Source organism: Achromobacter sp. NFACC18-2 (assembly GCF_900108985.1).
Classification (GTDB): Bacteria; Pseudomonadota; Gammaproteobacteria; order Burkholderiales; family Burkholderiaceae_B; genus Achromobacter.
This window is the reverse complement of the sequence record NZ_FNYM01000006.1, coordinates 136,527-159,903: the sequence shown is the minus strand read 5'-3', so window position 1 is coordinate 159,903 and position 23,377 is coordinate 136,527. Positions and strand designations below refer to the sequence as shown.

Here is a 23,377-nt window from a genome sequence, read left to right as displayed (position 1 = left end):
GGCCAGGGGATTAGGCGGCCGGATCCAGGCGACGGTTGATGGAGCATCGTGCCGACCGGATCAACCATGCGCGTGGCGCGTTCTCTTGTACAGATTGGAACGCAGGGCGAAAGGAAAGGGGTCAGGAATCGATGATAGTTCGGCATGGGGCCGGGGTCTTGGACTTCCCGGCGGACTGCAAAAAATTCCGCTAAATCAAGGCGGTAAATGCCGAACTCGTTTTGTGCAGTGCGGCGATCATAACCCGAATTCGCCTTGCAGGGGAATTATTTTTTTGTCCAATGCCCAATCAATAGGGTTTTTCCCTTGGTCCCGCAGCCATTCATTGGTGGTCCGGAAATGGCCGCATCCCAGGAAGGGCACGGGCGGCCGCCGGGCCGACAGCGGGGACGGGTGATTGGCCATCAGCACGAGGTGGCCGCTGTCGGGCGGAAGCAACAGCCGCTTGGCCTGCGCGTGCGCGCCCCACAGCATGAACACCTTGGGCGAGGGATCGAGCGCGACGTGTTTGATCAAGGCGTCCGTCACCGTTTCCCAGCCGCGCTTGGCGTGCGACGCGGGCAGGCCGTCCTCGACCGTCAGCGCGGTATTGAGCAACAGCACTCCCTGGTCTGCCCAGGCGCTCAGATCGTTTCCGGCCGGGACGCCGGCTTGCGGGTAGTCGCGCGCGATCTCGTTGAAGATGTTGCGCAGGCTCGGCGGGCGCTTGCAGTCGTCCGGCACGGAGAAGGCCAATCCCTGCGCCTGGCCGGGGCCATGGTAGGGGTCTTGTCCCAGGATCACGACGCGGACGTCCGAAGGCGCCAGGCCGTGCAGGGCCCGGAAGGGCGTGGCGGGGTACACCACCGCGCCCTGCGCGAGGCGCGCTTCGACGTGCGCGGCGGCCGCGGCGAGCGCGGCGGCGACGGCGGGGTCGGCGGATAGCGCGGCCTGCCAGGCGGCGGGAAGTTGTGCTATCTGGGTGGCGAGCGCGTTGGGCGTGAGGCGGTTGTCGATCGGCATGGACGCGATTTTGGCACAGGCGACCGGGCGCATTGCCCGGATATCTTGGCCATATCGGCCGATGTCAGCCCACATCAGCCCCACATCAGCCCCACATCAGCCCTGCGTCAGACCGGCCAGCCGGCCTGGCGGTGCGCCGAATCCCAGAACATCCATTCGAGCTGGGCCGCGTGCGTGTAGGCCTGGTGCATCGCCTGCACGGTCTGCGGCGCGGCCGTTTCCGCGACGCGGTCGACGGTGGCGATCACGGCGCGCACCAACGCGTGGAATTCGTCGCCCGCATAGGTGTCGATCCACGCCGCATATGGATTGGGCCGCACCGCCCGCGCATGGATGTCGCGGCCGATCTCGGCGTAGATCCAGAAGCAGGGCAGCAGGGCGGCCAGGGCGACCGGGTAGGGCGCGCTGAAGGCGGTGGCGATCAGGAAGCTGGTGTAGTGGTGGCTGGCGGGCGTGAGCGGAGTAGCCTCGAAGGTGGGCGCGTCAATGCCGAACTGCTTCATGAACCCGGCGTGCAGGCTGCGTTCGGCCACGACCGCGCCCTTGGCCGCCTCGGCGAACTGCACCACGCCATCGGCATCGTCGGCTTTGGCGGCGGCGATGGCCAGGGCGCGTCCGAACGCCACCAGATAGTGCGCGTCCTGGATCATGTAGTGCTTGAACGCGTCCTCGTCGAGCTGGCCGCTGGCCAGTTCGCGATTGAACGGCATGTCGCGGGTCTTCTCATAGAGCGCGGCGTTGCGGGTCCAGGCGTCGGAGCTGAAAGACATGGAATTCCTCGTAGGCGTGGCCGTGGGGCGCGCACCGTGCGCGCCGTGGGCGGGGCATAAGGGTAACAAGGGGGAAATAGGGAGGAAGCAGGGGGGAAACAGCGCGCCAGCGAGCTGCGCCGGCGGGGGCGGCCCCCTCAGGGCGTTCAGGCGGCGCGCGCGCGGTGGCCGCGGGCGTAGTCGAGCAGGGCGTCGCGCAGCACGATGGCCTGGTTGTGCTCGGTATTGCGCGCGCCATACAACAGGGTCAGGGGACGATCGCCCGCCGCGTCCAGCAGTGCCGTCATGCGCGCTTGCTGTTCGGGCACGGCCAGTTCGGCCAGGTACTTGGCGCGAAACGCGTCCCAGCGGTCCTCGGCATGGCTGAACCATTTGCACAGTTCGGCGCTGGGGGCGATGTCGCGGGCCCACTCGTCCAGCCCCAGGTCCGCCCGCCGCAGTCCGCGTGGCCACATGCGGTCGACCAGGGCAAGGTAGTGTCCTTGCGGACCGGTGCCTTCATAGACGCGCTGCACGATGATGCGGGACGATTTCATGCGGACTCCTGCGGCCGAGGTTGCAGCCAGTCTACTGCAAGCCCTCGCGCCAGGCAGTCAGCGCGCGTCCGATTCTTGATCTCGCGCACGGGCGATGCGCAACACCGCGAATCCCACCAGGGCGGACGCCAGCGACCCGGTCAGCACGCCGATCTTGGTGGCGTCGACCGTGGCGGCGTCGGTGAAGGCCAGGGCGCCGATGAACAGGCTCATGGTGAAGCCGATGCCGCACAGCAGGGCCACGCCGTAGAGCTGGGTATAGGTGGCGTGCCGCGGCAGGGCGGCGATGCCGGCCTTGATGGCAAGCCAGGCAAAGCCGAACACGCCGAGCTGCTTGCCCAGGAAGAGGCCGAGCGCCACGCCCAGCGGCACGGGCTCGGCCAGGCTTTCCAGGCCCATGCCCGCAAAGGACACGCCCGCATTGGCAAAACCGAACACCGGCACGATCAACAGGGCCACGGGCTTGTGCAGCGCATGTTCCAGTGTGTGCAGGGGCGAAGGGACGCGGGTTCCGCCCTGGTGCTGCCGCCGCAGGGGAATGGCGAGCGCGAGCGCCACGCCGGCCAGCGTCGCGTGCACGCCGGACTTCAGCACGAAATACCAGAGCACCGCGCCCAGCAGCAGGTAGGGCGTCAGGCGCAGGACGCCGGCGCGGTTCAGGACGAACAGGCCGGCCAGCAGCGCGCCCGCCATGCCGAGCGCGAACAGGTTGAGCTGTGACGTATAGAAAAGCGCAATGATGACGATGGCGCCCAGGTCGTCCAGGATGGCCAGCGCGGTCAGGAATATCTTGAGCGACGTCGGCACGCGGCTGCCGAGCAGCGCCAGGATGCCCAGCGCGAACGCGATGTCCGTCGCGGCGGGGATGGCCCATCCGCGCAGGGTGCCGGGACTGCCCAGGTTGACCGCCAGGTAGACCAGCGCCGGCACCGCCATGCCGCCCAGGGCGGCCACGCCGGGCAGGACGATGCGGCCCGCGCCGCGCAACTGCCCGTCCAGCATCTCGCGCTTGATTTCCAGGCCCACCAGCAGGAAAAAGACGGCCATCAGTCCGTCATTGATCCAGTGCAGCACCGTTTCCTTGAGCACCACCGGCCCGGCTTGAAAGCCGACCTTGGTGCCGAGCAGGTCGAAGTACGCCGGCGCGACGCCGCTGTTGGCGACCACCAGGGCGGCCAGCGCGGCCGCCATCAGTACGTAGCCGCCGAGCGCTTCGGAGCGCAGGAAGGCCAGGAGGAAAGAGGCGGGCGGCTGCGGACGGGGCGCCCCGGGCGTGGCGGGAGTGTGCTGCATGGACTAGGTGCTTGGGTTTGCTGTCAGAAACCTGAATGGTACCTGAACGGTCGGCATGTTCATGCTTATTGCGGGGAATTTCGCGCAATCAGGGGGCAATTGACGCGATTTCGGGGTGCGGCGGTCCTTGCCGCGCCCGGCGGCTCAATGCCAGAGCAGGGCGTTCATGGCTTCGACCAGGCGGTCGCGATAACGCGGCAACTGCCCCGCGACGTGCGCCTGCCGGGCCTTCCAGGCTGCCGGCTCCGTGCCTGGCGCGATGCGCGGCGCCGCCCAGATCGGGTCGGGAAAATGCCGGTCGCCGCGCCAGCGCGGGATCACGTGCCAATGCAGGTGCGGCACCATGTTGCCCAGCGAAGCCAGGTTGATCTTGTCGGGCGTCAGGATCGATTGCTGGGTTTCCTCGACCACGTACACCGCCCGCATGAGCAGGTCGCGCCCGTGCGTGGACAGGCTGGTCATTTCGGGCAGGTGGCCGTTCCAGATGACCCGGGTGAAGCCCGGGTAGTCGGGGTCATCGACTTCGATGATGCGCAGGTGCGGCCCGCGCCACAGCACCGTGCCGCCGTCCTCCTGGCACAACGGGCAGTTGGGATCGCGCGCGCTCAAGCCAACACCTTGCGGTACTGGATGAAGCCGGACCGGTCGGCGATGTGGTCGTACAGCTGCATGGCGGTGGCGTTGGTCTCGTGCGTCAGCCAGTACACGCGCGCGCAGTTGGCGGCCGCGGCCTCGGCATAGACGTGTTCGATCAGCTTGCGGCCGGCGCCGGTGCCGCGCGCGTCCTGGTCCACATAGAGGTCTTGCAGGTAGCAGTAATCGCCGGCGGTCCAGGTCGAGCGATGGTAGATCCAGTGCACCATGCCGATGGCGCGGCCGCTTTCATAGGCCAGCGCGGCGTGGACGGGCTCGGCGGGGTCCAGGAAGCGCGCCCAGGTGTTGCGGGTCACGGCGTCGTCGATGCTGACGCGGTAGAAGTCCTGGTAGCCCTTCCATAACGGCAGCCATGCGTCGAAGTCTGCGGCGACGATGGGACGGATTTCGGCGGTACTCATGGCGCGAGGCCTCCTGGCGATGTTCAGAGTTGGTTTTCCATGGCTTCGACGATATGCCGCAGCACTTGCAGGCGAGCGTACCGCTTGTCGTTGGCCGACACCAGATGCCAGGGCGCGTGCGCCACATCGGTGCGCATCATCATCTCGTTGGCGGCGGACGCATATTCGCGCCACTTGTCGCGGTTGCGCCAGTCGTCAGGCGTGATCTTGAAATTCTTGAAGGGCGACTTCTCGCGCTCGCGGAAGCGTTCGAGCTGCACCTCGGGCGTGATCGCCAACCAGAACTTCAGCACCAGCGCGCCGCTGGCGGCAAGCTGCTCTTCGAAGTCATTGATCTCGGCGTACGCCCGGCGCCATTTGGCGGGCGGGATCAGCTTCTCGACGCGCTCGACCAGCACGCGGCCGTACCAGGAGCGGTCGAAGATGGCGATGCGGCCATGGCTGGGAAGGCGGCGCCAGAAGCGCCACAGATAGGGCCGAGCCATTTCCTCGGTGGTGGGCGCGGAGATCGGCGTGATGTCGAACTGCCGGGCGTCCAGCGCATGCGTGACGCGGCGGATCGCGCCGCCCTTGCCGGCGGCGTCCTGGCCTTCGAACACCAGGATCAGCGATCGATTGCGGAACTTGTCGGACCGGGCGGCGCAGGCCAGCCGGCCTTGCAGCAGGCCGAGTTCGGACTCGTAGTCGTCCTTGTCTTCCTTGGCGTCGTAGTCCAGCTTGCCCAGTCGGTCGACGATGCGGGTGGAACTGGAATGCGCCACGAAGGCCGGCGGCAGGCGCGGCACGCCTCGGCGGCGCATGGCAAGCAGCACCGCCTCGGCCGTGCGCACGGTGCGCAGGTTTTCGTCCGCGCTGGGGATCACCACCCAGGGCGCATGGCCGCAGTCCGTGTGGTTGAGCACCACGTGAGCGCCGGCCCGGATGCGGTCGAATTTCTTGTTGACCTTGAGATCCACCGGACTGACCTGCCAGGCGGTCTCCGGACTGGCCAAGAGGCGCTGCGTGCGCGCCTTCTGGGCCTTGGCGGACAGATGGAACCACAGCTTGACGATCTGCACGCCCTCCGAGGCCAGCATGGTCTCGAAGCGCATGATGGCGGCCGCGTGCGCCTCGATGGCGTCCGCATTGGGCCTTTTGCGCGCGGCTTCGATCAGCAGCGGCGCATACCAGGAGCCGAACACGATGCCGGTGCTGCCCTTGGGCGGCAGGTCGCGCCAGTAGCGCCAGAGCGGCGGGCGCTCCAGGTCGTCGCCTTCGCGCGGGCCGTAGGCCAGCGTGCGGATGTGGCGCGGGTCCATCCATTCATTGAGCAGATTGACCGTGGCGCCCTTGCCCGCGCCGTCGATCCCCGTCACCACGACCAGCAGGGTCTTGTCGGCCTGCTTGAGCCGTTCGTACTGTGCGTTGACCAGCGCGATCCGCAGCCGCTCTTCGAGCGCTTTGAATTCATCTTTTGACAGGGTGGGGTCGGCTTCGGCTTCGGCGAACATGGATACGTCGGATCGGGTTGCTGCGATCGGGCGATCTTGCGGGATATGGCTGCGCGGCGCAAGTGCGCCGCGCAGCGGCTCAAAGCGCGTTGACGGGAATCTTGAGATATCTCACGCCGTTGTCTTCGGCGGGCGGGAAATGTCCCGCGCGGATGTTGACCTGGATCGCGGGCAGGATCAGCGTGGGCATGCCCAGCGTGGCGTCGCGCCGGGTGCGCATGGCGACGAACTCGTCCTCGCTCACGCCGTCGCGCACGTGGATGTTGGCGCGGCGCTGCTCGGCCACGGTGGTTTCCCAGGCGACCTCGCGGCTTTCCGGCGGATAGTCGTGGCACATGAACAGCCGCGTGGCGTCCGGCAGGCTCAACAGGCGCCGGATCGACCGGTACAGCAGGTGCGCATCGCCTCCGGGAAAGTCGCAGCGCGCCGTGCCCACGTCCGGCATGAAGAGCGTGTCGCCGACAAACGCCGCGTCGCCGATCAGGTAGGCCATGTCGGCCGGGGTGTGTCCGGGCACGTGGATGGCGGTGGCGGTCAACGCGCCGATCTGGAATGTCTCGCCGTCGGCGAACAGGTGGCCGAACTGCGATCCGTCGAGCTGGAATTCGGGTTCCAGGTTCAGGATCTTCTTGAAGACGCCCTGCACGGTCCGGATGCTCTGGCCGATGGCGATGACGCCGCCCAGCTGCCGCTGCAGGTAGGGGGCGGCGGATAGATGGTCCGCGTGGGCGTGGGTTTCCAGCAGCCAGACGGTCCGCAGCCCGTGCTCGCGCACGTAGTCGGCCACGCGGTCGGCATTGGCCGTGCTGCTGCGGCCCGACTTGGGATCGTAGTCGAGCACCGAATCGATGATGGCGCAGGCGCCGCCGGGCCCGGGTTCGTGGATGACGTACGTGACGGTGCCGGTGACGGGGTCGAAAAATGCCTGGATCTGCGGGTTCATGAGTGTTCGCGTGAGGGACTGGCGCGGGGCCTAAGCGGGGCTTGAGCGGGGTGCAAGGGCGGCCCGGCAGGATCACTTTACGACATTAAATAATATTTGCATATAGTTTATTCGCAAATATAATGACATGGCCATTTTCGCTATTCAAAGCAACCGCCCCGCCCATCATGAATGCTCCCCTGACCGACTGCGAACTCGCCGCCCTGCGCGAATCCGCCACCCAGGCTTGCGCCTTGCTCAAGGCCCTGGCCAATGAAGACCGCCTGCTGCTGCTGTGCCAATTGGTCCAGAGCGAACGCAACGTGGGCGAGCTCGAATCGTTGACCGGCATCCGCCAGCCGACGCTCTCGCAACAGCTGGGCGTGCTGCGCGACGAAGGGCTGGTCGCGACGCGTCGCGAGGGCAAGTACATCTACTACCAGATGGCCAGCTTCGAGGTCAGCCAGGTCATGAAGACGCTCTCCAGTTTGTACTGCGGGCGCGCCATGGAGTCACTCAAATGAACGTGGACTGGTCCGCCTTCACCCCGGGCGCCGGCACGGCGGGCGGCCTGCTCATCGGCGCCGGTGCGGTGCTGCTGATGCTGGGCGCGGGACGCATCGCCGGCATCAGCGGCATCCTGGGCGGGTTGCTGACGCCCGAACGCGGCGGGAGCTGGCGGCTGGCCTTCCTGCTGGGGCTGTGCGCCGCGCCCTGGATGTTTCGCGCATTCTCCGAATTGCCGGCCATCACCGTCGATGCCAGCACGCCGCGCCTGATCGTGGCGGGCCTGCTGGTCGGCCTGGGCACCCGCTACGGCTCCGGATGCACCAGCGGACACGGCGTGTGCGGCCTGTCGCGGGGATCGCGACGCTCGATCGCCGCCACGGCCATCTTCATGGCCGCGGGCTTTGCAACGGTCTACGTGCTGCGGCACGTCGTGGGAGCCTGACATGGCCGCACTCTACGCTTTCGCCGCCGGTCTCGTCTTTGGCCTGGGCCTGCTCGTGTCGGGGCTAGCCGATCCCGCGCGCGTGCTGGGTTTTCTGGACCTGGCCGGACTGTGGAATCCCACGCTTGCCTTCGTGATGGGCGGCGCCGTGCTGGCCACCAGCATCGGCTACGCGCTCCTGCGGCGGCGCACGCACAGCCTGTCGGGCGAACCCCTGCGCTGGCCGCAGGCCACGCGGATAGATTGGCGCCTGGCCGGCGGCAGCCTGGCGTTTGGCGTGGGCTGGGGCCTGGCGGGCTTCTGCCCGGGGCCGGCGCTGGTCGCCGCGGCGGCGGGCATCGGCGAGGCCGCGATCTTCGCGGCGGCCATGATCGCCGGCATGCTGATCCACGCGGTCATCGAGCGCGCGCGGCGCCGCGCCAGTGACGCGGCCACCCCCCGCGCCTAGCCCCGCTACTCGTACGTCCGGATGTCGTCGATGACCTTGCCATCGTTCGGCAGGCCGCCCTCGGCCACCCACTCGACGTCGGCGCGCAGCTTGGTCACGTCGCGCGCCGAGTCGGCGATGCGCCGGGCCAGCGCGTCGCTTTGGTCCCGCGTTTCCACCTTCAGCACCATGCGGTCCGAGCCGGTGGTGCCGCTGATGACGAGCCGGGCCCGCAGGATCTCCGGGTGCCGCCGCGCCACATCGGCCACTTGCGACGGATGCACGAACATGCCGCGCACCTTGGTGGTCTGGTCGGCGCGTCCCATCCAGCCCCGGATGCGCGTGTTGGTGCGTCCGCAGGGCGAGATGCCGGGCATGACCGCGGACAGATCGCCGGTGCCGAAGCGCACCAGCGGGTAATCGGGGTTCAGCGTGGTCACGACCACTTCACCGACTTCGCCCTCGGGCACGGGCTCGCCGGTGCCCGGACGCACGATTTCCACGATGATGTCCTCGCCCACCACCAGTCCCTCGCGGGCGGGCGTCTCGAACGCGATCATGCCCAGGTCCGCGCTGCCGTAGGCCTGGTAGCCGTCGATCCCGCGCGCGGCCAGCCAGTCGCGCAGCGACGGGGGAAAGGCCTCGCCCGAGACCAGCGCGCGGCGCAGCGAATCGAGCTTCACGCCCAGTTCGTCCGACTTTTCCAGGATGATCTTCAGGAAGCTCGGCGTGCCGGTGTAACCGCTTGGCGCCAGGTCCTGGATCGCGCGCACCTGCTGTTCGGTCTGGCCGGTGCCGCCCGGGAACACCGTGCAGCCCACGGCATGGGCCGCGGTTTCCATCATCGAGCCGGCCGGCGTGAAGTGGTAGGAAAAGCAGTTGTAGGCCAGTTCGCCGGCGCGAAAGCCCGCGGCGTACAGGGCGCGGGCAAAGCGCCAGTAATCCGACCGCGCGCTTTCCGGTTCGTAGATCGGGCCGGGTGAGGCGAACACGCGCATGGCCTGGCCCCAGCCGATGGCGGAAAAGCCGCCGAAGGCCTTTTCGGGGCCCGCGGCACGGCTTGCGTCGTCGCGGCTTAGCTGCTGGCGCTCCAGCAGTTCATGCTTGCGCAGCACGGGCAGCCGGGCCAGGGCCTCGCGCGAGGTGATCATGGCGGGGTCGACGCCGCGCAGTTGCTCGGCAATGGCCGGCGCGCGCGCGACCGCCCGCGCAATCGCCCCAGGCAGGGCGGCCATCAGATCGCGCTCGCGTTGCTCGGGCGCGCGGGTTTCGAGGTCATCGAAAAACTCGGACATGGGATCGCACCTTCTCGTGTGCCGGTTTGCGGCGCCGTTGCCAGCGCCATGCGGCAAGCGCTGGCTTGCGCGCGTCGGGAATCAGGCCAGCCAGCGTTTGCGGCGGCGATAGAACTTGTTGTCTCGGAAACTCTTGCGTTCCCCGCTGGAAATGCCCAGGTAGAACTCCTTGACGTCCTCGTTTTGCGCCAGGTCAGAAGCGGCGCCGTCCATCATCACGCGCCCGTTTTCCAGGATGTAGCCGTAATCGGCGTACCGGAGCGCGATGTTGGTGTTCTGTTCCGCCAGCAGGAAGCTCACGCGCTCGCGCTGGTTCAGATCGCGCACGATCTCGAAGATCTCTTCGACGATCTGCGGCGCCAGGCCCATGGACGGCTCGTCCAGCAGGATCATGTTGGGATTGGCCATCAACGCGCGTCCGATCGCGGTCATCTGCTGCTCGCCGCCCGAGGTGTATCCCGATTGGCTGGTGCGGCGTTGCTTCAGGCGCGGGAAGTACTGATAGACCCGTTCCAGCGCCGCGCTGGTGTCGGCGCGGCTCATGCTGCGGGTGTAGGCCCCGGTCAGCAGGTTTTCCTCGATGGTGAGATGGGCAAAGCAATGCCGGCCCTCCATCACCTGCACGACGCCGCGCTTGACCAGCTCGGCGGGCGTCAGCCTTTCGATGCGCTGGCCGCGGTACTGGATGTGGCCCTTGGTGACGTCCCCGCGCTCGCCCTTGAGCAGGTTCGAGATCGCGCGCAGCGTGGTGGTCTTGCCCGCGCCGTTCGCGCCCAGCAGCGCCACGATGCGGCCTTCCGGCACCTGCAGGGATACCCCCTTGAGCACCAGGATCACGTGGTTGTAGATCACCTCGATGCCGTTCACATCGAGCAGCACCTTGGGCGCGTCGGCGGCGGCGATATTGGCGTCGTTCATAAACATTCCTGCAGCGTGGCGGCGGCCGGCCGTCAAGGCGGCCGCCGGTTCATATCAACATGCATTGCGCGCCCGCCGCGTTGTCGCGACGGGCGCTCCAGGGGCATCACTCACACTTGCGGGGGGTAATGTTCTTTTCCTTGGCGTACTTGGCGGCCGATTCCTTGACCATGGGGTCCAGGATCGACTTGTCCGACTGATACCAGTCGGAAACGACCTTGAACTTGGAACCGTCCCACTGCACGATGCGGGCCCAGTCGTCGCCCATGTGGTTGGCGCACGAGGTCTTGACCGGACGCATGATCTGGCCAAAGCCCAGCTTGTCGAGCTTTTCCTGGGTCAGGTCCAGGTTCTCGAAGCCCCAGCGCACCTGTTCCGGCGTCAACGCCTTGCCCTTGCCGAACTTCTCCTGCGCGGCGCGGATGGCTTCCACCTGCAGCATCGAGATCATCATGCCGCGCGTGTGGGCGATGGTGCCCAGCGTGGTGTTGCCGGTCTTGTCCGAGCCCTGGCCTTTGTCGTAGACGTACTTCTTCAGATCGTCGTAGACCTTGTCGGTATCGGCGCCGCTGTTGTGGACCGTGATGGCGTTGTAGCCCTTGGCGACATCGCCCAGGTCCTTGACGTCGCCTTCGGAGCCGGCCCACCAGATCGCGTACATCTTGTCGCGCGGATAGCCGCTGGCCTGCGCCTCGCGGATGGCGGTGGGCGTCATGATGCCGGCGCTCCACAGCAGCACGTAGTTCGGGCGGGCCTGGCGGATCTGCAGCCAGGTGGACTTTTGCTCCACGCCGGGGGCGGTCACGGGGTACAGCAGCAGTTCGAAGCCTTCCTTGGCCGCGCGCTTCTGCAGCAGCGGGATCGGCTCCTTGCCGTAGGGCGAATCGTGGTAGACCAGGGCGATCTTCTTGCCCTTGAGCTTGTTCATGCCGCCTTCTTTCTTGGCGATGTCCTGGATCATCACGTCGGCCGCGGTCCAGTACGTGCCCAGCAGCGGGAAGTTCCACTGGAACACGCTGCCGTCCACGGACTGCGACAGGCCATAGCCCATCGTTTCGACCGGCACCTTGTCGATGATCGCCTTGTCGCTGACCGCGAAGGTGATGCCGGTGGACTGGGTATCGAAGCCCGACGCGCCGGTGCCCTTGCCCTTCAGGCGTTCGTAGCACTCCACGCCGCGGTCCGTGGCGTAGGAGGTTTCGCATTCTTCGTACGTGATCTTGACGCCGTTCACGCCGCCATCGCGCTCGTTGATGAGCTTCAGGTAGTCCAGCTTGCCGTCGGCCCAGGGAATGCCCAGCGGCGCGAACGAGCCCGTGCGATACACCAGCAACGGAACGAACTGCTCTTCGGCCGCCATCGCCGGCGTGACCACGGCGCTTGCGGCACCGGCTGCGGCCATCAGGGCTGCCGCCAACTTCAGGTTAAGACGCTTCATCTCCATTTACCTCCTGCGTGGTGCTTGGGTAGTAGACCCTGGGACACCGGGATTGGCCCGGTCTGGAGCCGGGTATTCGGGACGCAGATCCGGGGCGGTCGTGCCGCGACGGATCCACGGAAGTCAAAACGAAACGTGATCAGTGGGGGAACGGCCAGATCCTCAGCTTTTCCTTGCCGATGCTCCACAGGCGAGCCAGGCCGTGCGGCTCGGCGATCAGGAAGAACACGATCAGCGCGCCGAACACCATGTGTTCGATGTGGGCCGCGGTGTCCACCGCCAGCGGCAGTCCCAGCATGTGCGGAATGTTGGACAGGGCCACGGGAACCAGCACGATGAACGCGGCGCCGAAAAAGCTGCCGATGATCGAGCCCAGGCCGCCGATGATGACCATGAACAGGAGCTGGAACGAGCGCCCGAGGTCGAATGCCAGTGGCTCCCACGAACCGAGGTGGATGTAGCCCCACAACGCCCCGGCCACGCCGACGATGAACGAGCTGACCGCGAACGCCGTCAGCTTGGCGTACATGGGACGGATGCCGATGACCGAGGCGGCCACGTCCATGTCGCGGATCGCCATCCACTGCCGGCCGATCGCGCCGCGCACCAGGTTCTTGGCCAGCAGGCTGAAGACCACCACCAGGATCAGTACGAACAGGTACTTCTCCATGGCGCTCTGCACCGGCAGCCCGAAGGCCGTCAGCGGCGGCACCGACACGCTGCCCGAGGACGAGTAGTTGGTAAAGAACGGAATGCGCAGGAACGCCCAATCCACGAAGAACTGCGCGGCCAGCGTCGCCACCGCCAGGTACAGGCCGCGGATGCGCAGGCTGGGTATGCCGAAGATCACGCCGACGACGGTGGCAAAGCACCCGCCCAGCAGGATCTGCAGGATGAGCGGCATGCCCGGAAAGCGCACGCCGAAGTTCCAGGCGGCATAGGCGCCCACCGCCATGAATGCGCCGGTCCCCAGCGAGATCTGGCCGCAGTAGCCGACCAGGATATTCAGGCCCACGGCGGCCAGCGCCAGGATCAGGAACGGGATCAGGATGGCGCGCAGCAGGTAGTCGCTGGCCAGCGCCGGGACGGCGATGAACGCCACCGCCATCAGCAGCCCGATGAAGACGCGATCCTGGCGGATCGGGAAGATCTGCTGGTCAGCGCGATAGCTGGTCTTGAATTGGCCGTTTTCGCGATAGAACATGTTTTATCCTTGGTGAGCCGCGGGCTTAGACGCGGTCGATGATCTTCTCGCCGAACAGTCCTTGCGGACGGAACAGCAGGAACACCAGCGCCAGCACGTAGGCGAACCAGATTTCGATGCCGCCTCCCACGAGCGACCCCAGATAGACCTCGGACAGCTTTTCCCCCACGCCGATGATCAGGCCGCCCAGGATGGCGCCCGGCACCGACGTCAGGCCGCCCAGGATGACGACCGGCAGCGCGCGCAGCGCAGCGGTGGACAACGTGAACTGCACGCCGAACTTCGAGCCCCAGATGATCCCGGCCACCAGGGCGACCAGCCCCGCCACGCTCCAGACGATGACCCAGATGCGGTTCAGGGGAATGCCGATGGACTGCGCGGCCTGGTGGTCGTCGGCCACGGCGCGCAGCGCGCGGCCGGTGGAGGTGTACTGGAAGAACAGGGCGAGCGTCGCCACCAGGAGCGCCGCGATGACGGCGGCCGTCAGGTCCTCCAGGTTGATCAGCAGGCCGCCCTCGAACACCGAGTCCAGGACCAACAGGGGATCCTTGGGCATGCCCACGCTGATGGAATACACCGAGCTGCCGAACGTGATCTGGCCCAGGCCGTCCAGGAAGTAGCTGATGCCCAGCGTGGCCATCAGCAGTGTCGTGGCCTCCTGGTTGACCAGGTGGCGCAGCACGAAGCGTTCGATCGCCACCGCCAGCAGGAACATCACGAAGGCGCTGACGATGAACGCCAGCACGTTGGCCAGGATCATGTTGTCAAAGCCCAGCCACTGCGGCAGCCATTCCGAGAAGCGCGCCATGGACAGGGCGGCCACCAGCACCATCGCGCCCTGCGCGAAGTTGAAGACGCCGGACGCCTTGAAGATCAGCACGAAGCCCAGGCCGATCAGCGCGTACAGCATGCCGCTCATCAGGCCGCCGAGGAAGGTCTCTAGAAAAAATCCCATGTCTGTCCGCCTTAATGCGACACGCCGAGGTAGGCGCGGATCACGTCTTCGTTGGCACGGACCTCGTCCGGCTTGCCGTCGCCGATCTTTTTGCCGTAGTCCAGCACCACCACCCGGTCGGAGATGTCCATGACCACGCCCATGTCGTGTTCGATCAGCACGATGGTGGTGCCGAACTCGTCGTTCACGTCCAGGATGAAGCGGCTCATGTCCTGCTTTTCTTCGATGTTCATGCCGGCCATCGGCTCATCGAGCAGCAACAGGCGCGGCTCCATCGCCAGCGCGCGGCCCAGGTCGACGCGCTTTTGCAGGCCGTAGGGCAGGCGGCCGACCGGCGTCTTGCGGTAGGCCTGGATCTCGAGGAAGTCGACGATGTTCTCGACGAACTCGCGGTGCTGGATTTCCTCGCGCTCGGCCGGCCCCAGGCGCAGCGCCTGCGCCAGCAGGCCGCTCTTCATGCGCAGGTTGCGGCCCGTCATGATGTTGTCCAGCACGCTCATGCCCTTGAAGAGCGCCAGGTTCTGGAACGTGCGCGCGATGCCCATTTCGGCGGCGCGCCGCGGGTTCATCTTCGAAAACCGCTCGCCACGGAACTGGATGCCGCCCTGCTGCGGTGTGTAGACCCCGTTGATGACGTTGAGCATGGAGCTCTTGCCGGCGCCGTTGGGACCGATGATGGCGCGGATTTCATGTTCGCGCACGTTGAAGGAGATGTCCGTCAGCGCCTTGACGCCGCCGAAGGACAGGGAGATGTTCTGCATGTCCAGCATGACATCGCCGATACGCTGGTCGCGGTCGTTGTTGCTCATGGTCTCTACGCGGCTCGGGCGGTGATGGCGGGAAACGTCTTGACCGGGCGGATTTTCAGGTCCGCTGCAATCTTGCCGGTGCGTCCGTCTTCGAATTTCACTTCGGTCTCGATGAACTGCGACTGCTTGCCGCCAAAGAGCGCATCGATCAGCACGCCGTACTTCTGCGCGATGAAGGCGCGGCGCACCTTGCGCGTGCGGGTCAGCTCGTCGTCGTCGGGGTCGAGCTCTTTGTGCAGGATCAGGAACCGGCTCACCTGCGACGCCGCCAGCTTGGGATCGGTGGCCAGGTCTGCGTTGACCTGTTCCACGCATTCCGCGATGAGCTGGTAGACCTCGTCCTTGCCTGCCAGGTCGGTGTAGCCGGCGTAGGGCAGGCCGCGGCGCTCGGCCCAGTTGCCCACGGCTTCCAGGTCGATGTTGATGAAGGCGCACACGTCTTCGCGCCCCGCGCCGAACGCGACCGCTTCCTTGATGTGCTGGAAGAACTTGAGCTTGTTCTCGATGTACTTGGGTGCGAACAGGCTGCCGTTGGCGAGCTTGCCCACGTCCTTGGCGCGGTCGATGATCTTCAGTTGCCCGTCGGTATCCAGATAGCCCGCGTCGCCCGTGTGGAACCAGCCGTCGGCGCTGCGCGCCTCGGCGGTGGCGTCCGGGTTGCGGTAGTACTCCTTGAAGAGGCCGGGGCTCTTGACCAGGATCTCGCCGTTGTCGGCGACGCGGATTTCCACGCCCGCGACGGGCGGGCCGACCGTGTCGTCGCGCACGTGGCCGTCCGGCTGCACGCAGACGAACACCGAGGTCTCGGTGGACCCGTACAGCTGCTTGAGGTTGATGCCGATGGAGCGGTAGAAGACGAAGAGGTCGGGGCCGATGGCCTCGCCGGCCGTGTAGGCCACGCGCACACGGCTCATGCCCAGCGCGTTGCGCAGCGGGCCATAGATCAGCACGTTGCCGACCGCGTAGCGCATGCGGTCCCAGGCGTTCACGGATTCGCCGTCCAGGATCTTCGCGCCCACGCGGCGCGCGAGCTTCATGCAGGCGGCGAACAGCTTGCGCTTGAGCCAGCCGGCGTCCTCCATGCGGATCATCACATGCGTCAGCAGCCCTTCCAGCACGCGCGGCGGCGCAAAATAATAGGTGGGGCCGATGTCGCGCATGTCGATCGACACGGTGTCGGGCGACTCGGGATGGTTCACCGTGAATCCGGTCACCAGCAGCTGCGTGTACGAGAACATGTTCTGGCCGATCCACGCGGGCGGCAGGTACGCCAGCACGTCTTCCTGGTCGGTCAGCTTTTCCATGTCGGAGACGGCGCGCGCGCGGTCGATCAGCGCATGATGGGTCAGCACCACGCCCTTGGGCTTGCCCGTCGTGCCCGACGTGTAGAACATCGCCGCGGCATCGTGCGGCTGCACGGCGGCCACGGCGCGCGCGTAGAAATCAGGGTGTTGCGCGGCGAATTCGCGGCCCAGCTCTTCCAGGCGCTCGTAAGAGAGCAGCATGGGGTCGGCGTAATGGCGCAGGCCGCGCGGATCGTCGAACACGACGTGCTTGAGGGCGGGGCATTGCTCGCGCACCTCGATCATCTTGTCGACCTGTTCCTGGTCTTCGACGACCGCGACGCTGACCTCCGCGTCCTGCAGCACGTAGACCATCTCCTGCGCGACCGCATCCTGATAGAGCGGCACGGGGATCGCGCCCAGCGACTGCGCGGCCATCATGGCCATGTACAGGCGGGGACGGTTTTCACCGATGACGGCCACGTGCATGCCGGGCTGGATGCCGAGCGATGCGAGACCGTTCGCGACGTGACGGACGTGCTCCGCCACTTCGGACCAGGTCAGGGTTTGCCAGATACCCAGGTCTTTCTCTCGTATCGCGGGCCGCGACCCGCGAACGTTGGCATGCGCGAGCAGCAGCGCCGGAAAGGTGTCCGGCGCCGCCGGCATCTGTGCAGATGCGGGCGATGAATGTGCCACGTTGTCTCCTCCGGTTTGGGCGCATCGCGCCTGGCGCCCGTAATGAAACGGCGGTGGCGTCGGCGAGCTTGACCAGTTGGTTTTAGATTTACGGCAGCAGTTAAGGTATAAGGTTGGGTTGCTACCAACTGTCACCATCGCGACATTCAAGGACCTTTTAGGGTATTCCCGATGCAGCTATCCGACTCCCTGCAACTCGCCGCCGCCTGGTTTCGCGTGCTCAACGCCGAACAGCAAACGCGCGTGGAGCGGGACCTTTCCGTGCAGCAGGTGGTTGCCGGGTCGATCATAGAGCGCAAAGGCGAACTCGCACAGGCTTGGATCGGCGTACTCGCGGGGTTGGTCAAGGTGTCGGTCGGCAATTCCGAAGGCAAGGTCGCTTCGCTGACCGGCGTGCCCGCCGGCGGCTGGATCGGCGAGGGGTCGTTGCTCAAGCGCGAGGTCCGCAAGTACGACATCGTTGCGCTGCGCGATTCGGTCGTGGCCCGCCTGCCCGGCGCGACCTTCGACTGGTTGCTGGATACCAGTATTCCCTTCAACCGCTACCTGCTCCACCAATTGAACGAGCGCGTCGCGCAGTTCATCGGCAAGGCGGAGTACGACCGCCTGCTGGACCCCGATGCGCGCGTCGCCCGCTGCCTGGCCGAGCTCTTCAACCCTTTGCTGTATCCCGGGATGGGCATGCGCCTGACCATTACGCAGGAAGAAGTCGGCTATCTGGCCCGGGTTTCGCGTCAGCGCGCCAATCAGGCGCTGCGCAAGCTCGAGGAAGCCGGCCTGCTGAACGTGGAATATGGGGCGGTGCGGGTGCTGGACCTGGACGGCCTGAAGCTCTACGGCTCGGACCGCGGCGGGGCGGAAGGAGAGCAGGCGGCCTGAGCCGCGCGGATTGCCCGAAAAAAAGGTTTGACGATAAATCGCGCGCTATTTAATATTGCGCCATGAAATCCAGAACCAAGACCAAAGGCGCTTTCAACCCGCTGCTGCTGGACAGCCAGTTGTGCTTCGCCCTGTACTCGACCTCGCTGGCGATGAACAAGGTGTACCGCAAGCTGTTGCGCGGGCTGGATCTGACCTACCCGCAGTACCTGGTGATGCTGGTGCTGTGGGAGGGCGACGAGATCACGGTGACGGATATCGGCGACCGCCTGTTCCTGGACTCCGCCACGCTCACGCCGCTGCTCAAGCGCCTGGAGGCCGCGGGCCTGGTGACGCGCCAGCGCGCCGTGGACGACGAACGCCAGGTGATCGTGGGCCTGACCAGACAGGGCCGCGACCTGCGGGAAAGGGCCGAAGCCGTGCCCCATTCGGTCGCCGCGGCCGCGCAGTGCTCGCTGGACGAGGCGCAGGGCATGATGAAGACGCTGCATGCGCTGCGGGAGAAGCTGGTCGAAAGTCTTTGAGAAGCCAGGAGGATGCCTGTCATCGTCCGGTCTAATAAGTAGTGCACGATATGATCGTGCGATATTGAAATGGCAGTATTGCAATGGCAAGTCAGCGGTAACCGCCGAACCGGGAATGGGTCCCGAGAAGGCAAGCAGTCCCACTTTTCATCCAAAAGGAAACGCACCATGTCCATCGAAAAAGTCCTCTACCGTGCCAGCGCCACCGCAACCGGAGGCCGTGAAGGCCGTGGCGTCAGCGACGACGGCAACCTGGACGTCAAGCTGACCACGCCCCGCGAACTGGGCGGCGCCGGCGCCGCGGGCACCAACCCGGAACAACTGTTCGCCGTCGGATACGCGGCCTGCTTCCTGGGCGCCATGAAGTTCGTCGCCAACCGCGACAAGATCGCGATCCCCGCGGACGTCTCGGTCAACGGCAACGTCGGCATCGGCGCGATCCCCACCGGTTTCGGCATCGAAGTCGAGCTGAAGATCTCGCTGCCGGGCCTGGACCGCGAGCAAGCGGAAAAGCTGGTGGCGGCGGCGCACATCGTCTGCCCGTATTCCAATGCAACGCGCGGCAATATCGATGTGACGCTGACGATCGTCTGAGGCCGACGTCGCCCCGTGGCGCGTAACGCCCGCGCTGGCTCTCCTGCCAGGCGGCCGCGCCGCGGGAACCGGCGATTCGAAGACATAGCCCGGCACCAGCCGGGCTTTTTTGCGTCCCGCCCGTGCGGGAGAGGGCGGCGACGCGCAGGGGGCGGTAAGAGAGTCAGACGCCCTTGATGGCCAGGCTGAGCGCCAGGCCGGCCATGACCACGGCGATGATGCCGTCCAGCACGCGCCAGGCCGTGGCGCTGGCAAAGAAAGGGGCAAAGAGCCGCGAGCCGATGCCCAGCACCGCCAACCACAGCAGGCTGGCCGTGAAGGCGCCCGCGGCGAAGGCCATGCGCGCATCCTCGAAACCGTGTGCCAGCGAACCGACCACCACCATGTCCAGCCAGAAGTGCGGATTGAGCAGCGAAAAGCCCAGGGCGCCCAGCACGGCGGCACGGCGTGAAGGGACGACGTCGCGGGCCGCGGCCAGGCCGCCGGTCGCGGTCCATGCGCGGCGCGCGGATTGGGCCGCGTACCAGGTCAGGAAGGCCACGCCGAACCACAATACGGCAGTCGTCAGCCAGGGAAACCAGGCCGTCAGGGCCTGCAGTCCGGACACGCTGGCAAAAATGAAGACGGCGTCGATCAGCGCGCAGATGGCGACGACGCTCAGGAGGTGCGCGCGCATCAGCCCCTGGCGCAGAATGAACGCGCTTTGCGCGCCCACCACGGCGAACAGGCCCAGGCCGGTGGCGGTGCCGCTGACCCAGGCGGTGAGGAATGCGGGGGATGACAAGGTGGCGAACATGATGCGATTACCTGTGACTGCAACGCCTGTGGCGGCGCTTTGATGGCTGGCCGGACGCGGGGAGCGTTCGGCAATGCGTCATTTTCCCTTGCCATGCGTATGAAATACAGCTAATTTTCCTTCACTATATTAAGTATTTCTAATCCAATGAAAATCGACCACGGGAACCTGCGCGCGTTGGCGGCGGTGGTGCGCGAAGGCAGCTTCGAACGGGCGGCGTTGTCCCTGAGCGTGACGCCGTCAGCGGTGTCGCAGCGCATCAAGGCGCTGGAAGATCGGATGGGCCGGCTGCTGGTCCAGCGCACCGTGCCCGCCGCAGCCACCGCGGACGGCCAGGTGCTGGTCCAGCTGGCCGAACAGACCGCGCTGCTGGAGCACGACGCGCTGAACCGGCTGGGCGTGGCCGACGACGATGTGCCGCACGCCAGCATTCCCATCGCGGTCAATCACGACAGCCTGGAAACCTGGTTCGTCGATGCGGCCCTGCAGTTCTCGACACGCACCCGCGCCACGCTGGACATGCTGTCCGAAGACCAGGACCACACCGCCGCGCTGCTGCGCAACGGGTCGGTGCTGGGCGCCGTGACCACACTGGCCGATCCGGTGCAGGGTTGCCGCATCCACGCGCTGGGCAGCATGCGCTACGTGGCCACGTGCACGCCCGACTTCCATAAGCGCTACTTTTCCTCGGGCGTCAATGCGCAGACCCTGGCGCAGGCGCCCGTGCTGGTGTTCAACCGCAAGGACGCCCTGCAGGCGCGCTTTGCCCACAAGATCGCGGACCCCGCGCCGTGGGAGCCGCCGGTGTGGTGGGTCCCCTCGACGCGGGCCTTCGTGCAGGCCACGCTGGGCGGACTGGGCTGGACGATGAACCCGCTGCCGCTCGTGCAGGAGCACCTTGACGCCGGTCAACTGGTCCTGCTGCGCGGCCGCGCCTGGGAGGACGTGCCGCTCTACTGGCAGCATTGGCGGGTAAACTCCGAGGCGATGGAAGCCTTGACCGACTCGGTTCTGTCAGCCGCGCGCAGCCTGGTCAGGCGTCGTTAACGTCTCAGGAGGACACCAATGCACTTCCGCAAGTTTGTCGCCATTGCCGCTATTGGCCTGTGCACCGCCGGCACGGCGTGGGCCAAGGACTACAAGGTTGGACAGATCGAGGTCGATGACCTCTGGGTTCGCGCCTCCGCGCCGGGCCAGGCCAACGGCGCGGGGTACATGGATATCGACAACGACGCCAAGGCGCCGGACCGCCTGGTGTCGGTGACCTCGGACGCCGCGGAACGCGTGGAACTGCACACCGTGCAGACCGAGAACGGCGTGTCCCGGATGCGCCAGGTCGACGGCGGCATCCCGCTGCCCGCAGACGGCGGGGTCAAGCTCAGCCCGGGCGGCTATCACGTCATGTTCATCAAGCTGAAGGCACCGTTCAAGGATGGCGCCACCGTGCCGGCCACGCTCAAGTTCGAAAAGGCGGGCGAAGTCGCCGTGGAGTTCAAGGTCAAGCCGGCTTCGCACAATCCCGGCATGAGCCACGACCACGGCGCCATGAAGCACTGATCTGCGCGGGCGGGCAAGGCCGCGCAATGGGCGCGGATGCCGGCGCGGATGCGGGCGTTGAAGCGGGCGCAAGGCCCCCTTGCTCCTGCCGTCTCCGGCAAAAAGAAGGCCGACTCAGCGAGTCGGCCTTTCCTTATGTACCGCCCGAGAAGCCGGGATGGGCCGTCGGGCGGTGCGGGCTCCGCGGGCGCGGATGAATGGGCATAGGTCAACAGGCCCGGATCAACAGGCCTGGATCAACGGGCCCGGCTCAATACAGGCCTTGCTGGCGCATGGCGTCCGCGACCTTGACGAAGCCGGCGATGTTGGCGCCGTCCAGATAATTGACGTACTCGCGCTCGGTGTGGCCGTGGCGCACGCAGTTTTCGTGGATGTCGCGCATGATGGCGTGCAGGCGGGCGTCGACTTCGTCACGGGTCCACGACAGGCGGGCCGAGTTCTGGGCCATTTCCAGACCCGATACGGCCACGCCGCCGGCGTTGCTGGCCTTGCCCGGCGCATACAGCACGCGCGCGGCGATGAAGGCCTTGGCGGCGTCCAGCGTGGCGGGCATGTTGGCGCCTTCGGCCACGCACAGCACGCCGTTCTTGATGAGCGTCTGCGCATCGGCCAGTTCCAGCTCATTCTGCGTGGCGCAGGGCAGGGCGACATCGACGGGCACGTGCCACGGACGCTTGCCGGCTTCGTACTGCAGCCCGAACTGGCGGGCGTAGGTGTCCAGGCGGCCGCGCAGGTCATTCTTGATGTGCATCAGCGCCACGAGCTTTTCGTGGTTGAAACCCGCCTCGTCCACGACCGTGCCGCTCGAATCCGACACCGTGACCACGCGTGCGCCCAGCGACATCGCCTTCTCGATGGCGTATTGCGCCACATTGCCGGAGCCCGACACCGACACGCGCAGCCCGTCGAAGGACTTGCCCACACGCTTGAGCATTTCCTCGGCAAAGTAGACGGTGCCGTAGCCCGTGGCTTCGGGGCGGATCAGGCTGCCGCCGAAGGTCAGGCCCTTGCCGGTGAAGACGCTGGCGGTCGAATTGGACAGCTTCTTCATCATGCCGGCCATGAAGCCGACCTCACGCGCGCCCACGCCGATATCGCCGGCGGGCACGTCGGTGTCCGGACCCAGGTGGCGGTACAGCTCGATCATCAGCGCCTGGCAGAAACGCATGACTTCGGCGTCGGACTTGCCCTTGGGATCGAAATCCGAGCCGCCCTTGCCGCCGCCCATGGGCAGCGTGGTCAGCGAGTTCTTCAAGGTCTGTTCAAAGGCCAGGAACTTCAGGATCGACAGGTTCACCGAGGGATGAAAACGCATGCCGCCCTTGAAGGGGCCGATCGCGGAACTGTGCTGGATGCGGAAGGCGCGGTTGACCTGGGCGCGGCCCTGGTCGTCGGTCCAGCAGACGCGGAACTGGATGACGCGTTCCGGCTCGACCAGGCGCTCCAGCAGGGCGTGTTCGGCATAGTGGGGATGCTTTTCGACGAAAGGCCACAGACTGAGCATCACCTCCTGGACGGCTTGCATGTACTCGGGTTGCTGCGGGTCGCGCGCGGCGACGCCACGCAGGAAGTCGTCCAGACTCTGCACTTTCACCATGATCTCCTCGGGGGTGCTTCGAATAGGTGCGGAAATTGCGCCAGATTGGGGCGCTATCAGTTTGTTTTGGTGCAAGACTGCACCTGATTGGTGCGGCGATTGTAGGGGCAAAATGTTGCCCTGCGCAAAGTGGAAAATCGCGCCATCGCATTGATATCAAACGGATTTTTGCAAGCCTATAAATGGGGACGCAAGAATGCGGGAGTATCCCCGGATATCGGGGGAGAGCGGCCGCCGATGCTTGTCAGGCTTGAATTTTCAGGGGAAATTAATGTGTCCCCGTTTAATTGACCAATACGCTCATAGGAGAGCGGCCGATGTTTTGCCGAGGCGGCATGCCGCTGGCGAGCCCGCACGGGCGGCATTGCGGCGAATGGGGATG

Annotated in this window: 25 protein-coding genes; 8 read left to right on the top strand and 17 right to left on the bottom strand. The window is 66.2% G+C overall.

Annotated elements, in window-relative coordinates; translation table 11 throughout:
• Nucleotides 1-237 precede the first annotated feature (237 nt).
• The 8 genes from BMW75_RS11255 to BMW75_RS11220 all read right to left on the bottom strand — a co-directional run bounded on the left by BMW75_RS11255 (nt 238) and on the right by BMW75_RS11220 (nt 7,089).
• Nucleotides 238-1,002 carry a uracil-DNA glycosylase gene (locus BMW75_RS11255; protein ID WP_092579557.1) on the bottom strand — a complete coding sequence of 255 codons (765 nt, stop codon included), beginning with the start codon at nt 1,000-1,002 and terminating at the stop codon, nt 238-240.
• A gap of 107 nt (nt 1,003-1,109) precedes the next feature.
• Nucleotides 1,110-1,772: a thiaminase II gene (gene tenA, locus BMW75_RS11250; RefSeq protein WP_092579303.1), complete on the bottom strand. Its 663-nt coding sequence runs from the start codon at nt 1,770-1,772 to the stop codon at nt 1,110-1,112.
• 146 nt (nt 1,773-1,918) lie between these two features.
• On the bottom strand, nt 1,919-2,308 hold the full coding sequence (locus tag BMW75_RS11245) for a DUF488 domain-containing protein (RefSeq protein WP_092579301.1): 390 nt from the start codon (nt 2,306-2,308) through the stop codon (nt 1,919-1,921).
• Nucleotides 2,309-2,365: 57 nt separating this feature from the next.
• Complete coding sequence (gene nhaA / locus BMW75_RS11240; RefSeq protein WP_092579299.1) at nt 2,366-3,601, bottom strand: Na+/H+ antiporter NhaA; 1,236 nt, start codon at nt 3,599-3,601, stop codon at nt 2,366-2,368.
• Nucleotides 3,602-3,745: 144 nt separating this feature from the next.
• The gene (locus tag BMW75_RS11235; RefSeq protein WP_092579297.1) at nt 3,746-4,210 is read right to left on the bottom strand and encodes an HIT family protein; all 465 of its coding nucleotides are present in this window, start codon (nt 4,208-4,210) and stop codon (nt 3,746-3,748) included.
• Entirely contained in the window at nt 4,207-4,656 is a 450-nt protein-coding gene (locus BMW75_RS11230; RefSeq protein ID WP_076518484.1) for a GNAT family N-acetyltransferase, read from the bottom strand. Before BMW75_RS11230 ends, BMW75_RS11235 begins: the two co-directional genes overlap by 4 nt.
• A gap of 23 nt (nt 4,657-4,679) precedes the next feature.
• Complete coding sequence (gene pap, locus BMW75_RS11225; protein WP_092579295.1) at nt 4,680-6,146, bottom strand: polyphosphate:AMP phosphotransferase; 1,467 nt, start codon at nt 6,144-6,146, stop codon at nt 4,680-4,682.
• Nucleotides 6,147-6,225: 79 nt separating this feature from the next.
• Entirely contained in the window at nt 6,226-7,089 is an 864-nt protein-coding gene (locus tag BMW75_RS11220; protein ID WP_092579293.1) for an MBL fold metallo-hydrolase, read from the bottom strand.
• 167 nt (nt 7,090-7,256) lie between these two features.
• On the opposite strand from BMW75_RS11220, the gene BMW75_RS11215 reads away from it, so the two are divergent.
• The 3 genes from BMW75_RS11215 to BMW75_RS11205 are packed head-to-tail and all read left to right on the top strand — an operon-like array spanning nt 7,257 to nt 8,468.
• A complete protein-coding gene (locus BMW75_RS11215) occupies nt 7,257-7,592 on the top strand; it encodes an ArsR/SmtB family transcription factor (RefSeq protein WP_076521899.1) in 336 nt (111 codons plus the stop codon).
• Nucleotides 7,589-8,020, top strand: a complete 432-nt coding sequence (locus BMW75_RS11210) for a YeeE/YedE family protein (protein WP_092579291.1) — start codon at nt 7,589-7,591, stop codon at nt 8,018-8,020. Before BMW75_RS11215 ends, BMW75_RS11210 begins: the two co-directional genes overlap by 4 nt.
• Nucleotide 8,021: 1 nt before the next feature.
• Nucleotides 8,022-8,468, top strand: coding sequence for a DUF6691 family protein (locus tag BMW75_RS11205; RefSeq protein ID WP_092579289.1), 447 nt, complete (start codon nt 8,022-8,024; stop codon nt 8,466-8,468).
• Between the two features lie 5 nt (nt 8,469-8,473).
• Here BMW75_RS11205 and BMW75_RS11200 read toward each other — a convergent pair whose 3' ends face one another.
• The 7 genes from BMW75_RS11200 to BMW75_RS11170 all read right to left on the bottom strand — a co-directional run bounded on the left by BMW75_RS11200 (nt 8,474) and on the right by BMW75_RS11170 (nt 17,048).
• Nucleotides 8,474-9,742: a phenylacetate--CoA ligase family protein gene (locus BMW75_RS11200; protein WP_092579287.1), complete on the bottom strand. Its 1,269-nt coding sequence runs from the start codon at nt 9,740-9,742 to the stop codon at nt 8,474-8,476.
• Nucleotides 9,743-9,823: 81 nt separating this feature from the next.
• Nucleotides 9,824-10,660: an ABC transporter ATP-binding protein gene (locus BMW75_RS11195; RefSeq protein WP_092579285.1), complete on the bottom strand. Its 837-nt coding sequence runs from the start codon at nt 10,658-10,660 to the stop codon at nt 9,824-9,826.
• 106 nt (nt 10,661-10,766) lie between these two features.
• Nucleotides 10,767-12,104 (bottom strand): ABC transporter substrate-binding protein, encoded by a 1,338-nt coding sequence (locus tag BMW75_RS11190; protein WP_092579283.1) that lies wholly within the window; start codon nt 12,102-12,104, stop codon nt 10,767-10,769.
• Between the two features lie 133 nt (nt 12,105-12,237).
• Entirely contained in the window at nt 12,238-13,302 is a 1,065-nt protein-coding gene (locus BMW75_RS11185) for a branched-chain amino acid ABC transporter permease (RefSeq protein ID WP_092579281.1), read from the bottom strand.
• A gap of 25 nt (nt 13,303-13,327) precedes the next feature.
• Nucleotides 13,328-14,257: a branched-chain amino acid ABC transporter permease gene (locus BMW75_RS11180; RefSeq protein ID WP_092579279.1), complete on the bottom strand. Its 930-nt coding sequence runs from the start codon at nt 14,255-14,257 to the stop codon at nt 13,328-13,330.
• An 11-nt stretch (nt 14,258-14,268) separates the two neighbouring features.
• On the bottom strand, nt 14,269-15,066 hold the full coding sequence (locus BMW75_RS11175; protein WP_092579277.1) for an ABC transporter ATP-binding protein: 798 nt from the start codon (nt 15,064-15,066) through the stop codon (nt 14,269-14,271).
• 5 nt (nt 15,067-15,071) lie between these two features.
• Entirely contained in the window at nt 15,072-17,048 is a 1,977-nt protein-coding gene (locus tag BMW75_RS11170; protein ID WP_076518494.1) for an AMP-dependent synthetase/ligase, read from the bottom strand.
• Nucleotides 17,049-17,219: 171 nt separating this feature from the next.
• On the opposite strand from BMW75_RS11170, the gene BMW75_RS11165 reads away from it, so the two are divergent.
• The 3 genes from BMW75_RS11165 to BMW75_RS11155 all read left to right on the top strand — a co-directional run bounded on the left by BMW75_RS11165 (nt 17,220) and on the right by BMW75_RS11155 (nt 19,045).
• Complete coding sequence (locus BMW75_RS11165; protein ID WP_092579275.1) at nt 17,220-17,927, top strand: Crp/Fnr family transcriptional regulator; 708 nt, start codon at nt 17,220-17,222, stop codon at nt 17,925-17,927.
• 62 nt (nt 17,928-17,989) lie between these two features.
• Complete coding sequence (locus BMW75_RS11160) at nt 17,990-18,451, top strand: MarR family winged helix-turn-helix transcriptional regulator (RefSeq protein ID WP_092579273.1); 462 nt, start codon at nt 17,990-17,992, stop codon at nt 18,449-18,451.
• 168 nt (nt 18,452-18,619) lie between these two features.
• A complete protein-coding gene (locus tag BMW75_RS11155; protein ID WP_092579271.1) occupies nt 18,620-19,045 on the top strand; it encodes an organic hydroperoxide resistance protein in 426 nt (141 codons plus the stop codon).
• Nucleotides 19,046-19,208: 163 nt separating this feature from the next.
• Here the strand turns inward: BMW75_RS11155 and BMW75_RS11150 are convergent, their stop codons facing one another.
• On the bottom strand, nt 19,209-19,841 hold the full coding sequence (locus BMW75_RS11150; protein WP_092579269.1) for a LysE/ArgO family amino acid transporter: 633 nt from the start codon (nt 19,839-19,841) through the stop codon (nt 19,209-19,211).
• A gap of 147 nt (nt 19,842-19,988) precedes the next feature.
• Between BMW75_RS11150 and BMW75_RS11145 the strand changes: the two genes are divergently transcribed.
• Together BMW75_RS11145 and BMW75_RS11140 are read left to right on the top strand one after the other, a co-directional pair.
• The gene (locus BMW75_RS11145; protein ID WP_076518499.1) at nt 19,989-20,888 is read left to right on the top strand and encodes a LysR family transcriptional regulator ArgP; all 900 of its coding nucleotides are present in this window, start codon (nt 19,989-19,991) and stop codon (nt 20,886-20,888) included.
• 18 nt (nt 20,889-20,906) lie between these two features.
• The gene (locus BMW75_RS11140; RefSeq protein ID WP_092579267.1) at nt 20,907-21,398 is read left to right on the top strand and encodes a copper chaperone PCu(A)C; all 492 of its coding nucleotides are present in this window, start codon (nt 20,907-20,909) and stop codon (nt 21,396-21,398) included.
• A gap of 250 nt (nt 21,399-21,648) precedes the next feature.
• Here BMW75_RS11140 and gdhA read toward each other — a convergent pair whose 3' ends face one another.
• Nucleotides 21,649-22,995, bottom strand: coding sequence for an NADP-specific glutamate dehydrogenase (gene gdhA / locus BMW75_RS11135; RefSeq protein ID WP_092579265.1), 1,347 nt, complete (start codon nt 22,993-22,995; stop codon nt 21,649-21,651).
• Nucleotides 22,996-23,377: the final 382 nt, after the last annotated feature.